We start from the raw sequence: 14,524 nt of genomic DNA, 5'->3' as shown, positions 1-14,524 counted from the left end.
AGCCGGCCGCCGTAGGGCCGCGCGAGCGAGCCGACCAGCGGACCGAGGAACGCCAGCGAGAGCGCAGCAGGCCCCAGCGCAAAGGTGGAGAACTCCGGGAACGAATCGAGGATCAGCTTGGGAAAGACTCCGGAGAACCCGATGAATGAGCCGAACGTGCCGATATACAGGAACGCCATAATCCACAGGTGCGGTTCGCGCAGGGCGGCGAGGGAGCCGGCGAGGTCGGACTTCGCGCTGGACAGGTTGTCCATGTACTTCCACGCGCCGAACGCGGCAACGAGAATCAGCGGCACCCAGATCCAGCCCGCCAGCGGCAGATTCAGCGTCGCGGCGGCACCCGCTGCAATCACCAGCGGAACCACCAACTGCGCGACGGCGGCGCCCAGGTTCCCGCCCGCGGCATTCAGTCCCAGCGCCCAGCCCTTTTCGCGGACCGGGTAGAAGAAGGTGATGTTCGCCATCGAGCTTGCGAAGTTGCCGCCGCCAAAGCCGGCAAGCGCCGCAATGCCGAGGAGTACTCCGAACGGTGTGTCCGGATTGCCCACCGCGACCGCCAGGCCAACCGATGGAATCAGCAGCAGGAGCGCCGAGACGATCGTCCAGTTCCTGCCGCCGAAGCGCGGCACCATGAAGGTATAGGGAATACGCAGGGTAGCGCCGACGAGGCTGGGCATCGAGATCAGCCAGAAGATCTGCGAGGTGGTGAAGTTGAAGCCGGCAGCCGGCAGGTAAATTACCACAATGGACCAGAGCTGCCACACCACAAAGCCGAGGAACTCACAGACAATGGACCACTGCAGGTTGCGGCGGGCAATCGCCTTTCCACCGGACTCCCACTGCTCGGCGTCCTCAGGATTCCAGTTGTCGATCCAGCGGCCCGGACGCTGAGCAACGCCCGGACGCTGAGCAAGGCCCGGACGCTGAGCAAGCGCTCCGCCGGGCGTCGTCGTCGGAATATCCGGGGAAACTGCGCGGTCAACGCTCATGGTGAACCTTTCATTCAAGGAGCAGTACCGCCACACTAGGAAAGGCGCGTTTCGACTCTGGGCGCTGCGTGTAAACGGGATGTGACATCCGGCTATCCGCGAACGGGAAGATTTGCGCAGCTCCGGTGACTTCGACGCCGTCGGAATCCACCGAAGGTGCGCAAAAGTTCCCGATGGGGTGAGATAACCCGTCCACTATGTGGACGGGTTATCTCACGCTTCGGTTCCGGTGATGAGATTGATAGGCACCAAATACTCCGGCTTTCGGTTTCCTCGACGGCCGTCTTCGAGAAAGCAAGCAACCATGTCATCGTCATCTTCGACCGTGGAGCCGGCGGCAACAAAGCCCCTGAACTCTCGTGGTCGCGTTATCTTCGCCAGCCTCATCGGCACCACCATCGAGTTCTACGACTTCTACATCTACGCCACGGCGTCGGTGCTGGTGTTCCCGGCGCTCTTCTTCCCCGACTCCACCCCCGCCAATGCGCTGCTCCAGTCCTTCGCGGTCTTCGGCGTTGCCTTTGTTGCTCGTCCGCTTGGGTCCATCCTCTTCGGGCACTTCGGGGACCGGATCGGGCGCAAGGGCACCCTGGTGGCGTCGCTTTTGACGATGGGTATTGCTACCTTCCTCATCGGTGTCCTGCCGGTTGCCAAGGACAACCCAGGCTGGATTTTCCTGGCCCCGGCCCTGCTCGTCCTGCTGCGTTTCCTCCAGGGCCTCGCACTCGGCGGCGAATGGAGCGGCGCAGCGCTGCTCGCCACGGAGAACGCCCCCAAGGGCAAGCGGGCCGTCTACGGCACGTTCCCCCAGCTTGGCGCACCGATCGGCTTCATCCTCGCCAACCTGCTGTTCGTCGTCCTCAACGCCACCCTCTCACCCGAAGCGTTCATGGCATGGGGCTGGCGTGTTCCGTTCATCGCCAGCGCGGTGCTCGTCATTGTTGGGCTGTACGTCCGGCTGAAGCTGATCGAAAGCCACTCATTCCAGCAGGTGCTGGACAAGGGCAAGGTCGTCAAGCTGCCGCTGGCCTCGGTATTCACGAAGCAGTGGCGTCCGCTGCTCCTCGGCACGTTCATCATGTTCGCCACCTACGTTCTGTTCTACCTGATGACCTCCTTCACGCTGACCTTCGGCACCTCGCCGGCCTCGGTGGAAACGGCTTCCGCAGCGGCGGAAGCGGCAGGCAAGCCCTTCAACCCGGACGCCTTTGTGCCGGGTCTTGGAATTGCCCGCGGTGACTTCCTCTGGATGCTGATCATCGGCGTCGTGTTCTTCGGAATCTTCACCCTCGTGTCCGGACCGCTGGCGGAGAAGTTCGGCCGCCGTCGTATGCTGCTGGCCGTCACTACCGGTATTGCAATCTTCGGCCTGACCTGGGTTCCGCTCTTCGGTGCCGGAACCATGGGCGCCATGGCGCTGCTGATCATCGGCTTCATCCTCATGGGCCTTACCTTCGGACCCATGGCCGCGATCCTGCCCGAACTGTTCCCCGCGAACGTCCGCTATACCGGGTCCGCGGTGGCCTACAACCTGTCCAGCGTGATCGGGGCGGCACCGGCGTCGTTCGTTGCTATTGCGCTGTGGCAGGCGGCGGACGGCAGCACGTTCCTGGTGGGCCTCTACCTGAGCGCTGCCGCTGTGCTGACCTTCATTGCTCTGTGGCTCACCCGTGAAACCCGGGACAACGACTACGAGAACAACATCGCCTAACCCGAACCGCAATTTCAAGGCTCCCGTTCACCTGCAAGGGTTGGACGGGAGCCTTTTGCATGGGCTCACTTCCCAAGTTTTCCGCAGGGCGCCTCGGCCAGAATGATCCACAGGCTTACCTTCTCTAGCGGGAGCGAATTGGCATGAATCAGGAAACGCTCGCGAGCGGACGGTACGTCCTCGACCGCGTGATCGGCGCCGGCGGCATGGCCGATGTCTACCGCGCACGGGATACCCGCCTGCACCGGGATGTTGCGGTGAAGATGTTCCGCCGCGGTTCTGCCGAGGGTGTCGCGCGCGGGTCCGGCGAGGCGCGCATGCTGGCCGCCCTCCACCACCCCGGCCTGGTTCGCGTCCTGGACATGGACGCCGAGTGCGCCAGGCTGGAACCGTCCTACCTCGTCATGGAGTACATCAAGGGCCCGGACCTCGGCGCAGTCCTGAGGGATGGCGCACTGCCGATCCACAGCACGACGACGGCCGGCCGGGACATCGCCCGCACCCTTGAGTACATCCACGGCCAGGGCATAGTGCATCGCGACATCAAGCCCTCGAACGTCCTCACCCGCTACGGCGAGACATCCTCCGGGATGTTCAGCTTTCTGCTCACGGACTTCGGCATTGCACGGTTCTTCGAGAGCAGCCGGGTCACCGCCACAGGAAGCCTCATCGGCACCGCAACCTACTTCAGTCCGGAGCAGGCACGCGGAGACCGGGTAGGCACCCCGACCGACATCTACGCACTCGGCCTCCTGCTGATCGAATGCCTCACCGGCGAGCCGGCCTTCCCCGGCACCGGACTGGAGAGCGCGCTTGCCCGGTTGAGCCGCCCGCCGGCGATCCCTGAGTGCTTTGGGGAGGGCTGGCACCGCCTGCTCACCAGGATGACGTTGGATAATCCGCTTGAGCGTCCCACCGCAACCGAGGTGGTGCGGCTCCTCGATGCCATCGACGTCCCTTCCGTGGGCGCAGGATTTCCTGCCGGACTCGCTGCCGGAACGGGTACTGAAGAAACGACGACGACGACGGCGCAGCCTTTCGCTGCCGGGAGCGAAGTCGCTGTCGCGACCGACGGCGCTGATGCGCCGGCCGTCGTCGAGTCAGGCACAGTCGAGCCAGGAACCGTCGAACCTGCTCCCGCCGAATCGGCCGCCGCCGTGCCAGCCGCAGATCGATCCGCGGCCACCACGTCGCGGAGCTTGCCCCCGAGTCCGGCGCAGCGGCCGTCCGGTCACCGCACGCTCGAGTCTTTCGATGTGGAGACGGCATCCCGCCCTGAGCCTCCGCGCCGACGAGCGGCAGCGAAGGTGAGGCTGCGCGCCCGTGCGCTGGCCGCCGTCGTCGTGTTGGTGGGGTTGACGCTTGCCGTCCTGTTCACTGTCTTCGACGTCAATGCCGGGCCGGGGCCGACTCCGCTGCCCACCGTGCCCGGCAGCACAGGCGCAATGCTCGATAGCCTGTATGAAAGCGTCCAGCCGTGAACCTGCGTGCCGGTCTCAGCGCGCTGATCGTGTCCGCGTTCCTCACGTTCAGTGGGTGTTCTGCGCCACCGATTGCGGCCGACGTTGCCCAGGAACTGCAGTCCGAAGTGCAGGGGATTGCCGTCCTCACAGCCCGCGGGGACACCTCAGATGCCGTAGCCGCTGCTCATGGGCTCGCCTCGAGGGTGCGGACTGCGCAAATCAACGGGGAGATTTCCGGTGACCGAGCGGTGATGATCCTGCAGCGGATCGAGCAGCTCATCGACCGGCTGGTGAGCTCCGGTGCGGCGCCCGCAGCGTCGGACCTGCCGCAGCCCGTCGCCGGCCCTGCCGTGCCGGTCGTACCTGCCGTGCCGGTACCTGCCAATCCCGAACCCGTCGAAACCGCCGAACCTGCTCCATCAACGGACCCGGAGCCTTCGCTGGCGCCTGCTTCGCCGGAAACGCCCGAGCCGGTCCCGAGCTTGAACACCGACACCCCGGAGGCGGGCGAGCCGGAAGGCGACGCTCAGGATTCTTCGGGCAGCGGATCCTCGGGAAGCGGTTCCGACGTCGGCAGCTCATCAAACGGCGGTGCGGGTAACCGGAGCGTCCCGGTCCCCGTTGGCGCCGACCCCGCGAACGACGCAGACGATGATGATGCGAACGACGCCGCTAACGATGACGACGATGATGACGACGGCGGCAAGGGCCGCGGCCGCGGCCGTAGCAGCGACGACTAGCCCGGATCCGGGGGAGATCCTGTGTCACCGCATATGCGCAACCGTTCCCTACCAGCGAACGTCCACGTGGAGTGGGGCGCAGAAATCGGAGAGCCAGGCACGGTCAGGACCAAGTTCAAAAACCCGGGCGAAATCTGGATCGATGTGGAGGTCGGTGTAGCTGACACGGTCGCCGAAGAAGACGAAGGCTCGGTCGGTGTTGCAGCGGTGACTCATCCACACCATTCCGTCGTAACCTGCCCCATGAGCTGCCTTGGCCCAAGTCACAGTCTCTCCATACCTGGAAGCCGGTGTTGCGGTGACATCCGTTTCCTCCACCTTGAGCCGACGCAGCCCCGTCCCCATGAAAGAGGCCAAATTCAGGTCGCGGGCCACGATGAGCCGGGCCATGACCTGGTCGCCGTAGTCGTCGTGGTTGATCATCCCACCGTCGACCGGAACATCGTGCAGCAGCGTTTCGCAGACTGCCGCTTGCTGAGTTTGGGCTGCATAAAGCACCGGGACGACAGGATCGCCGAAGAATGCGAAGCGAGTTGGTCGGCCCATGCCAGGGTTGAAGACGTTCGCGAGACGGCCTGATCGATTGCTGAACACCCGGTAGAGCTCCGACGAGGACTCGAGCTCAAAACTCTGCGGGTTGAAGGCGCCCTTCGGCCCCGTTACCACTCCACCCCGTAATGGTTTTCAGCTGCTTCGAGGACCAGGGAAGCCTGGTGCAGATGATCGACCGGCCGGTCACCGTCGAGTTGGCCAGTTGGCGCGCACAGCCACTGCGCCAAACCCTCTTGCGTTTTGCCGTACTTCCTGGCAACCATCAGCAGCTCGGGGATGACGGGCAGCACCGTGCCTTCCGTCCGATCAAACTGAAACGCCGGGTAGTGGAATGCGTTGCGGCGGCGGACACCGATCAGCTTCCCGGCGCGCCGCTTGTCAGTGGCATATCCAGTGGGGCTGCTGGAACGAGAGCCCAGCAGTTCGGCGACTTCGGCCCCGGTGAGCATTCCGAACTCTGCTTCGATCTCGCGCCAGGCATTCTCGGTGGCCTGTACACCGCGGGCCATCTGCGGAGACACCGGGACCTCCACCGCCGAAACGGCGGCGCCAAGGGCCGCCATGCTCTTATGCATATTGGCGATAGCCTGTTCGGCTTCAGCGGATAACCGTTCGGGAAGTGCTGTACTCACGGGAAAGACCACCTCTTCCATTTTTTCCAGATAAGCAGTCTATCGCTGGAAAAGCTTGATCGGAAGGTGCTGTCCGCCAGGGGACAGGTTTACGGTCTCGATCGCATATAGGCGGTAAATCTAGTTGATCGCCGCGATGACCGCGCCGGCGGACACAGTGTCTCCGGGCACCGCCGTCAGACCGGAGAGCGTTCCTGCCTTGTGGGCCGTCAGCGGCTGCTCCATTTTCATGGCTTCGAGCACCACAATGAGATCGCCCTCGGACACCACGTCGCCGTCCTGGACTGCCACCTTCACGATGGTGCCCTGCATGGGGGACGTGAGGTCATCGCCGCCGGCACCGGAGGCCGCACCTGCCCGTGAGCGGGCAACCTTCTTTGGTTTCCCGGGCTTGCCTGCCCCTTTGCCTGCGGCTCTGCCGGTGGCGACTCCGAGGGAAGCGGGAAGCACAACTTCCAGTCGCTTGCCGCCTACCTCAACGGTCACGCGCTGGCGGGTGTCGTCGTCATCAGCCGGCGCCGCAGCACCGCCGTCGGGAGTCCACGGCGCGATGGTGTTGGCAAACTCAGTCTCGATCCAGCGGGTGTGCACCGAGAAGGTTCCGGACTCGGGCGCAAAAGCCGGGTCGCTGACCACGGCGGCGTGGAACGGCAGGACGGTCGGCATGCCGTCAATCTGCATTTCCGCCAGCGCACGCCGGGACCGCTCGAGGGCTTGCCTGCGGGTAGCGCCGGTGACAATGAGCTTGGCGAGCATCGAATCGAAGTTGCCGCCGATAGTCTCGCCTGCCTCGATCCCGGAGTCCACACGGACGCCGGGTCCGGTGGGAAGCTTCAGGGTCTGAACGGTCCCGGGCGCGGGCATGAAGTTCCGGCCGGCGTCCTCGCCGTTGATGCGGAATTCGAAGGAGTGGCCGCGGATCTCGGGGTCGGAATAGCCGAGCTCCTCGCCGCGGGCAAGGCGGAACTGCTCTCGCACCAGGTCAATACCGGTGACCTCTTCAGAGACCGGGTGCTCAACCTGCAGACGCGTGTTGACCTCGAGGAACGAGATAGTGCCGTCCTGACCGACCAGAAATTCACACGTACCCGCACCCTGATATCCGGCCTCCTTCAGGATGGCCTTCGACGCCTCATACAGCCGGCGGTTCTGGTCTTCGGACAGGAACGGCGCAGGGGCCTCCTCCACCAATTTCTGGTTGCGGCGCTGCAGGGAGCAGTCGCGGGTGGAGATGACAGCGACATTGCCGTGTGCGTCCGCGAGGCACTGAGTTTCGACGTGGCGGGGCGCGTCAAGGAAGCGTTCCACGAAGCACTCGCCGCGACCGAACGCCGCAGTTGCCTCACGTACCGCCGATTCGTAGGCCTCGGGAATCTCATCGCGGTCACGTACCACCTTGATGCCGCGTCCACCGCCGCCATAGGCAGCCTTGATCGCCAGCGGCAGGCCGAACTCATCGGCGAAGTCGAGGACTTCCTGGGTCGAATCGACGGGATCCTTGGTGCCGGGAACCAGCGGTGCACCGACCTTCTCAGCGATGTGGCGGGCCTGCACCTTGTCACCGAGTTGCGCAATCGATGAGGGGGAGGGGCCAATCCAGGTGAGTCCGGCGTCGATCACTCTCTGCGCAAACTGGGAGTTCTCGGACAGAAAACCGTAGCCAGGGTGGATGGCATCCGCACCGCTGCGTGCGGCCGCGTCGAGGATCTTGTCCATGACCAGATAGGACTCGGCAGCGGTGTTGCCGCCCAGCGCAAACGCCTCATCGGCCAGGCGCACATGCAGCGCGTCCCGGTCCGGCTCGGCGTAGACGGCGACCGAGGCGATACCTTCATCACGGGCCGCCCGGATCACACGCACCGCGATCTCGCCGCGGTTGGCAATCAGGACTTTGGTCACGGGCGCGGCAGGTGCGGACATCGACTCGCTCATGGGTTAGGGGCTCCTTTGATCTGTTGGGAGCCTAGCGTGGTTTTGTTGCTACTGCCCATAAACCATGCCGATTCCCCGTGTTGGGCAGGGATTATTTGTAGGGAAGCTACAAAGCGCTGCTACTGCCAAACATCGGTGATGCTCACTTCTGCAGCGCGGAGCAGCTCGCGCAGCGTGGAGACACTGAGCCCGACGACGGCGTGTGGGTCACCGTCGACCTTGCGGATGAAGGCCCCGCCGCGTCCGTCGATTGTGAAGGAGCCGGCACAGTTCAGCGGCTCACCGGTTGCGATGTAAGCCTCGATCTCGGCGTCATCCAACGGCATGAAGTGAACCTCAGCGGAGGCGACTGCGCCCACCGCGGTGCCTGATCCGCCGTCGTTCATTTCCCGGGTGTCCACGAGCCAGTGGCCGGTGTGGAGTGTTCCGGAGGAGCCGGACATGCGCTTGATGCGCTCCCTGGCAACCTGCGCCTCATACGGTTTGCCGTGCGCCTCGCCCTCGAACTCGAACACCGAATCGCAGCCGATCACCAGGGCGCCGCGCGCTTCGGGAAGCGCTGCAACGGCCTCGGCCTTGGCGCGTGCCAGCAGCTGGGCGGTGTCGTACGGACTCGGCGAGCCATGTGCGGCTGTGACGGCGTCCTCGTCGACATCGGACACCGTGACCGTATGCGCGATGCCCGCCTCGGTGAGGAGTTTCGTGCGTGCGGGGGATGCGGAAGCGAGGATCAGCCGGAGGGTCATGCGAACCAGCCTAGTGTTCCCGGAGCTCCTACAAACACCCGTGAGTTGGCAGGACACACCCCTTACGAAGGTTCATGAGGGGTGTGTCCTACCAACTCAACGACGGTGGTTAGGCCTTGGCCCCCGCGAGCTCAGGCGCTGCGTCAGAGCTCGGGGTGTCATCCACGAACGGATCCCCAGTGCGCTTTGCGTTGTAGAGCTCCGTGTCGAGGAGGCTTTCCCGCTTCGCGACGATCGTCGGGACGAGCGCCTGGCCGGCAACATTCACCGCGGTTCGGCCCATGTCCAGGATCGGGTCGACGGCAAGCAGAAGTCCGACGCCGGCGAGCGGCAGTCCCAGCGTGGACAGCGTCAGGGTAAGCATGACGACGGCGCCCGTAGTGCCCGCGGTCGCAGCCGATCCCAGTACGGAAACCATTGCAATCAGTACGTACTGCCCGAAGTCCAGCTGGATGCCGAAGAACTGGGCCACGAAGATCGCTGCGATGGCGGGGTAGATCGCGGCGCAGCCGTCCATCTTGGTGGTAGCGCCGAGCGGCACGGCGAAGGATGCGTAGCTGCGCGGTACGCCGAGGTTGCGCTCGGTCACCCGCTGGGTCAGCGGAAGGGTGCCGATGGACGAGCGGGAGACGAAAGCCAGCTGGATGGCGGGCCATGCGCCGGAGAAGTACTGCTTCACGGATAGACCGTTGGCGCGGATCAGTACGGGATAGACGGCGAACAGCACCAGCGCAAGACCAACGTAGATGGCGAGCGTGAACTTGCCGAGTGAACCGATGGTGTCCCAGCCGTAGACAGCAACGGCCTTGCCGATCAGGCCGACGGTGCCGATCGGTGCAATCCGGATGATCCACCACAGCACCTTCTGGATGACGGCGAGAGCGGAGGCATTGAGAGCGAGGAACGGTTCGGCCGGCTTGCCCACCTTCAGTGCGGCAATGCCGATGGCGACGGCGACCACCAGGACCTGCAGCACGTTGAAGCTGAGTCCAGTGGTGACGGCGCCGGCGTCGTCCACGCTGGACGAGGCCTGCAGGCCAAGGAAGTTTGCGGGAATGAGTCCGGTCAAAAACGCCCACCAATCACCGGTTCGGCCGGTGTACTCGCTCGGAGGCGCCGCGTTGGTGTTTGCACCGGGCTGGAAAATTGTTCCAAGCCCGATGCCGATCACCACAGAGATCAACGCGGTGATGGCGAACCAGAGCAGCGTCTGTCCAGCCAGGCGTGCAGCATTGTGGACAGCGCGGAGGTTGGCGATCGAGCTCACCACTGCGGTGAAAATCAGGGGTACGACGGCGGCCTTCAGGAGCGCGACGTAGCTTGAGCCGATGGTCGCGAGGGTTGTGCCGAGGGCGGTGGGAGTTCCTTCGGTGTGGCCGGAGTACTTGGCCACGAGGCCGAGCGCCAGGCCAACGATGAGGGCAGCGATGATTTGCGGTCCGAAGGAGGTAGCCCAGCGGGGCAGCCTGCGGGACGCCGGAGCGGAAGTTTCTGAAGTCACCCGAGAACAGTAGGTTCGTTCCTCTAACAAACAAATTGCTTATTGCGAAATGTTTCATCCTGAACTAAATGAGTTGGCAGGACACACCCTGCTGAACCTTAATACAGAGTGTGCCCTGCCAACTCAACGCTGGGGGACCAGCGGGGACTAGCTGAGCAGCGCCCGGCGGAGCGTGTCGAGACCGACCGAGCCGAGGTTGAGCGCTCGGGTGTGGAAGTCCCGCAGGTTGAAGGACTCACCTTCACGCTGCTTCACCTCGTCGCGGATCTGCTCCCAGAGGCGTTGACCGATCTTGTAGGAGGGCGCCTGTCCCGGCCAGCCGAGGTAGCGGTTGAACTCGAAATTCAACTGGCCCTCACTGATGGCGATGTTCTTCTTCAGGAACTCGTACCCCTTGTCCGGGGTCCAGGTACCGGAGCCCCAACGTTCCGGAATTTCTAGCTCGAGGTGGACGCCGATGTCGAAGACCACGCGGGCCGCGCGCATCCGCTGGGCATCCAGCATCCCAAGGCGGTCTCCCGGATCATTCAGGTAGCCGAGGTCTTCCATGAGCCGCTCCGCATACAGCGCCCAGCCCTCGCCGTGCCCGGAAACCCAGACGGCGTTGCGGCGCCAGGAGTTCAGGAGCCCGCGTTGGAAGGTTGCCGTGGCGATCTGCAGGTGGTGTCCCGGAACGCCCTCGTGGTAGACCGTGGTGGTTTCCTTCCACGTGGTGAAGGTGTCCTCACCCTCCGGAACCGACCACCACATGCGGCCCGGGCGGGCGAAGTCGTCGCTGGGACCCGTGTAGTAGATTCCGCCTTCTTTGGTGGGAGCGATCATGCATTCGATGGTGCGCATGATGTCCGGGATGTCGAAGTGCACACCGGCAAGCTCCCGGACAGCGCGGTCGGACAGTCCCTGCATCCAGGCCTGCAGCGCATCGGTGCCCTGCAACTGGCGCTCGGGCGATTCATCGAGGATGCGCATGGCTTCCTCGATGGATGCGCCTTCCTTGATCTCGTTGGCGACGGACTCCTGCTCGGCAATCAGCCGGTCCAGTTCCTCGACGCCCCACTGGTAGGTCTCCTCGAGGTCTACCGCCGCACCCAGGAACTGGCGTGACATCAGCGAGTAGCGCTCACGGCCCACCGCGTCCTTCTCCGGAGCCTCGGGCAGCAGTTCCTCCTCGAGGAAAGTGCTGAGGTGGCGGTAGGCGTTGCGTGCGGCCTCGCAGCCGGCGGCGAGTTCCGTTAGTACGGAGTCCGGAAGGCCGCCGTCGTTCTCCATGGTTGCGCCGCTGACGTATTCATCGAAGTAGCCGCCGTCCGCAGCGTAGGCGTTGGTCTGTTCCATGACGATGCGGATCTGGCGCGCTGCGGGCAGGATGCCGCGGTTCTTGCCCTCGCGGAGTGAAGTGATGTACCCGCCGATGGCGTCCGGCACATTGCAGAGCCTGCCGGCAATGTGATGCCACTGCTCAGCGGTGTCAGTGGGCATGAGATCAAAGATCATGCGGATTTCCTGCGCCGGGCAGGCCAGGTTGTTCAGGTCCGCGAGGTTCAGGCCCGTCTCGTGGATCTCCAGTTCCAACCCGAGGCGTTCATGCATCGCATCGAGGGTGACGGCGTCGACCTCGTCGGTAGGTTCGAGGTCATCAAGGCGGCCGAGGGTTTCCCTCGTGGCCTCTGCGAAGGCCTCCAGCCCGGCGGGCGAGTAGTCGCGGTATTCGGTCTCGTGTCCCGGCAAGCCAAGCTGGGTGGCAAACCCGGGATCGAGTTGCAGCAGCATCTCCGTATAGGCCTCGGCAACGGCGTCGATGGCCGTCTGGGCGCGGGTGGGTGCCTCAGCGGTCAGGTGTGCGGTGGAAGTCTCGTTGATCACCCGTAGAGCCTAACGGCACGTTATCGCCCACGGCCACAGAGCTGTCCATAGTTCAGCGGGATCGTGACCGGATTGTGTTCCGGCCCTGCTGGAGGCCGGCCCCAATGGTGCCCTACGTTTGAAGTCCGGCGGTTCACTCAAGGGAGACAGCCATGGGCACCATTCCGAAACGCCTCCTCACCTCCATTTTGGCCGCCGGAATGCTGGTGCTGACCGGTTGCGGATCACCGGCGCTGCCAGAACAGCGGATCGCCGATGTGGAGCGGGAAACCGTTCTGCTCACAGATCATCCCGACGCCGTCGCAGCCCTCCGCGACTCCTCCTACCGGCTCGGCGCAGCAATGCTTGCCGCAGATCCCGAGGGCAACCAGGTCACCAGCCCCGTCAGCGCGCTCGCGGCCCTTGCCATGCTGAGGATCGGAGCAGGAACGACGACGGCGGAAGAGTTGGACTCCGTTCTCGCCTTCCCGGCGGAAAACCGGGACGAGGCGATGAACGCGCTGCTCACCAACTGGGCCGCATATGATGGCGATCCCGCCACGGTCGATGATGAAGAACCGCCGGAAGAACCCCTGCTGCACCTGGCGAACGGGCTATTCCCGGCGGAGGCCCTCGTGCTCGAGGATGACTTCCTGGAACCTCTCGCCCAGCACTTCGGCGCCGGTGTGTACCCCGTGGATTACCCCAGCGGTGACGCACTCGATGCAATGAACGCGTGGGTGAAGCAGCACACCGGCGGGCGGATTGAAGAAGTACCACTGGAACCGACGCCGGACACCCGCCTCAACATCATCAACACCGTGTACTTCGCAGCGGCCTGGGCCGACCCATTCGACCCCCAAAGCACGCAGACCGGACCTTTCAGGACGAGCGGCAGCGTGATCCAGACCCCTCTGATGCACGCGGTGCTCCCGCTGAAGTACGTCGACGGCGGCAGCTGGCAGGGCGTTGACCTGCCCTATCACAACGGGTTCGTGATGCGATTGCTCCTGCCGGAGGAAGGCTCAAACCCGGTCCTGGGCGAGGCTGCCCTCGCGGAGGCCAATGGGAAGATGGACGACGCCGGTGAAGAACTGGTGGCGCTGACGCTGCCTTCGTGGGACCACACCTCTGAGTTGGATCTCAAGGAGGTGCTCACCACCATGGGACTGAAGGAGGCGATGGGCAGGACGCCCGACTTCAGCGGCATCAGCGCCGACGGACTCTACGTGGAGGGCGCGGCCCAATCGGCGAACATCACCGTTGCCGAGAAGGGCACCATCGCCGCTGCCGTGACGCAGATCAGCATGGCCGAGAGCGGATTCGCGGAGCCGGACGTCGAGATTACGTTCGACCGGCCCTTCCACTACCAGATCCTCCACGAGGACACCGGCATGCCGCTGTTCCTGGGCACAGTGATGGACCCGAGTGTGAGCTAGCCGGGCGACTCAGGAAAGTTTCGCAACCGTCAGGAGAACAACCGACTCCTCGATCGCTTCGAGCGAGTGGCGGGCCTGCGGGACAATCAGCAGGTCCCCGGGAGACCCTTCCCAGGACACGTCCCCTGCACGTAGCGTTACCCTGCCCTGCAGCACCTGAACCGTGGCCTCACCGGGATTCTCATGTTCAGCCAGGTGCGAGCCCGCAGCGAGGGCGATCATGGTCTGGCGCAGGGTCTGCTCATGCCCGCCGAATACTGTCCGTGCACTGCGCCCGCTCGAAGCGTTGCGGGCGAGCTCGAGTTGATGCCGCATCAGGGCGGTCAGTGACGATTTTTGCATGGGCTCCTCCGCCTCAGACTGCCTGGACACTGCGGCCGCTGATCTGTGTGGGCTGAATTCCGACGAACGTTGTCCGCGATCCGCCCGCCCATGGTTCCTCTGCTGAGCGCCCCCAGAGTTCGGTCAGCAGCGCCTCGTCGCGCACGGCGTCTGCAGTTCCATTGGCCAGCACGGACCAGCCGGCCATCGCCTCCGAACGGACCTCGTCCACCTGGAAAGCGCACCCGTTGAGGGGGAGCAGACTGCCGATGTCCCCGTCATCCCGGGTGCGGAAGTAAATTGCGCCGTCGTGCACCAGATAGTTCACCGGGTAAATCTGCACGGCGCCGTTCCGGAGGAAACCGATCCGGCCCGTCTGGTGCGTACTCAGCAGCGCCCAGCACCTGGTATCCGAAAGATCCTCCGACATGTGAAGCGTGCCGGGCTGTCCTCGCCACTCGTCTTCCCTGGAATCCATCAGCTTCCTTCCGCCGGAACAATTCCGCGATTGCCGTGCTCGGTCTCGTACCCCCACCCTAGGGTGGTTGCCGACGGAAGTGGAAGGATCCTGCCTATTGTGGCCGTGTAAGTCACCGCCGGGCGCTGCGCCGCCACGATCCCGGGCCCGGCCGGGGTCCGAGCCGCAACTGATCGCG

The 14,524-nt window shown here is 64.4% G+C and carries 13 protein-coding genes; 4 read left to right on the top strand and 9 right to left on the bottom strand.

Translation table 11 applies throughout. The features are described 5' to 3' along the window. Positions 1-989 (bottom strand): MFS transporter (locus P4U43_RS15825; protein WP_277359604.1); only part of this gene is annotated, 989 nt, incomplete at its 3' end. Positions 990-1,293: 304 nt separating this feature from the next. Between P4U43_RS15825 and P4U43_RS15820 the strand changes: the two genes are divergently transcribed. The 3 genes from P4U43_RS15820 (at position 1,294) to P4U43_RS15810 (ending at position 4,903) form a co-directional block, all read left to right on the top strand. Next, positions 1,294-2,700: an MFS transporter gene (locus tag P4U43_RS15820; protein WP_277359603.1), complete on the top strand. Its 1,407-nt coding sequence runs from the start codon at positions 1,294-1,296 to the stop codon at positions 2,698-2,700. 143 nt (positions 2,701-2,843) lie between these two features. Continuing rightward, the gene (locus P4U43_RS15815; protein ID WP_277359602.1) at positions 2,844-4,181 is read left to right on the top strand and encodes a serine/threonine-protein kinase; all 1,338 of its coding nucleotides are present in this window, start codon (positions 2,844-2,846) and stop codon (positions 4,179-4,181) included. Beyond that, positions 4,178-4,903, top strand: a complete 726-nt coding sequence (locus P4U43_RS15810) for a hypothetical protein (RefSeq protein WP_277359601.1) — start codon at positions 4,178-4,180, stop codon at positions 4,901-4,903. The genes P4U43_RS15815 and P4U43_RS15810 overlap by 4 nt, the downstream gene beginning before the upstream one ends. A gap of 48 nt (positions 4,904-4,951) precedes the next feature. On the opposite strand, the gene P4U43_RS15805 is transcribed toward P4U43_RS15810, so the two are convergent. From P4U43_RS15805 to P4U43_RS15780, 6 genes are all read right to left on the bottom strand, one after another. Continuing rightward, complete coding sequence (locus P4U43_RS15805) at positions 4,952-5,569, bottom strand: RES family NAD+ phosphorylase (protein WP_277359600.1); 618 nt, start codon at positions 5,567-5,569, stop codon at positions 4,952-4,954. Continuing rightward, positions 5,563-6,087 (bottom strand): hypothetical protein, encoded by a 525-nt coding sequence (locus P4U43_RS15800; RefSeq protein ID WP_277359599.1) that lies wholly within the window; start codon positions 6,085-6,087, stop codon positions 5,563-5,565. The genes P4U43_RS15805 and P4U43_RS15800 overlap by 7 nt, the downstream gene beginning before the upstream one ends. A 120-nt stretch (positions 6,088-6,207) precedes the next feature. Beyond that, a complete protein-coding gene (locus tag P4U43_RS15795) occupies positions 6,208-8,019 on the bottom strand; it encodes an acetyl/propionyl/methylcrotonyl-CoA carboxylase subunit alpha (protein ID WP_277359598.1) in 1,812 nt (603 codons plus the stop codon). Positions 8,020-8,138: 119 nt separating this feature from the next. Beyond that, positions 8,139-8,765, bottom strand: coding sequence for a Maf family protein (locus tag P4U43_RS15790; protein WP_277359597.1), 627 nt, complete (start codon positions 8,763-8,765; stop codon positions 8,139-8,141). Positions 8,766-8,874: 109 nt separating this feature from the next. Beyond that, on the bottom strand, positions 8,875-10,266 hold the full coding sequence (locus P4U43_RS15785) for a dicarboxylate/amino acid:cation symporter (RefSeq protein WP_277359596.1): 1,392 nt from the start codon (positions 10,264-10,266) through the stop codon (positions 8,875-8,877). A 147-nt stretch (positions 10,267-10,413) separates the two neighbouring features. After that, on the bottom strand, positions 10,414-12,036 hold the full coding sequence (locus tag P4U43_RS15780) for a DUF885 domain-containing protein (protein ID WP_277359605.1): 1,623 nt from the start codon (positions 12,034-12,036) through the stop codon (positions 10,414-10,416). 245 nt (positions 12,037-12,281) lie between these two features. On the opposite strand from P4U43_RS15780, the gene P4U43_RS15775 reads away from it, so the two are divergent. Continuing rightward, a complete protein-coding gene (locus P4U43_RS15775) occupies positions 12,282-13,547 on the top strand; it encodes a serpin family protein (RefSeq protein ID WP_277359595.1) in 1,266 nt (421 codons plus the stop codon). Positions 13,548-13,556: 9 nt separating this feature from the next. On the opposite strand, the gene P4U43_RS15770 is transcribed toward P4U43_RS15775, so the two are convergent. Both P4U43_RS15770 and P4U43_RS15765 read right to left on the bottom strand, forming a co-directional pair. After that, a complete protein-coding gene (locus tag P4U43_RS15770; protein WP_056548673.1) occupies positions 13,557-13,889 on the bottom strand; it encodes a cupin domain-containing protein in 333 nt (110 codons plus the stop codon). Between the two features lie 13 nt (positions 13,890-13,902). Beyond that, positions 13,903-14,346, bottom strand: coding sequence for a pyridoxamine 5'-phosphate oxidase family protein (locus tag P4U43_RS15765; protein WP_277359594.1), 444 nt, complete (start codon positions 14,344-14,346; stop codon positions 13,903-13,905). Positions 14,347-14,524 lie beyond the last annotated feature (178 nt).

Origin of the sequence: Arthrobacter vasquezii (assembly GCF_029455255.1) — a bacterium.
GTDB lineage: Bacteria > Actinomycetota > Actinomycetes > Actinomycetales > Micrococcaceae > Arthrobacter_D > Arthrobacter_D parietis.
This window is presented reverse-complemented; position numbering and strand designations above follow the sequence as displayed.

Excerpts from the sequence above, each read along its gene's own strand:
- P4U43_RS15820 (WP_277359603.1), top strand. The coding sequence starts at position 1,294 with ATGTCATCGTCATCTTCGACCGTGGAGCCGGCGGCAACAAAGCCCCTG.
- P4U43_RS15815 (WP_277359602.1), top strand. The coding sequence starts at position 2,844 with ATGAATCAGGAAACGCTCGCGAGCGGACGGTACGTCCTCGACCGCGTG.
- P4U43_RS15795 (WP_277359598.1), bottom strand. The coding sequence starts at position 8,019 with ATGAGCGAGTCGATGTCCGCACCTGCCGCGCCCGTGACCAAAGTCCTG.
- P4U43_RS15790 (WP_277359597.1), bottom strand. The coding sequence starts at position 8,765 with ATGACCCTCCGGCTGATCCTCGCTTCCGCATCCCCCGCACGCACGAAA.
- P4U43_RS15780 (WP_277359605.1), bottom strand. The coding sequence starts at position 12,036 with ATGCTGCTGCAACTCGATCCCGGGTTTGCCACCCAGCTTGGCTTGCCG.
- P4U43_RS15775 (WP_277359595.1), top strand. The coding sequence starts at position 12,282 with ATGGGCACCATTCCGAAACGCCTCCTCACCTCCATTTTGGCCGCCGGA.
- P4U43_RS15770 (WP_056548673.1), bottom strand. The coding sequence starts at position 13,889 with ATGCAAAAATCGTCACTGACCGCCCTGATGCGGCATCAACTCGAGCTC.
- P4U43_RS15765 (WP_277359594.1), bottom strand. The coding sequence starts at position 14,346 with ATGGATTCCAGGGAAGACGAGTGGCGAGGACAGCCCGGCACGCTTCAC.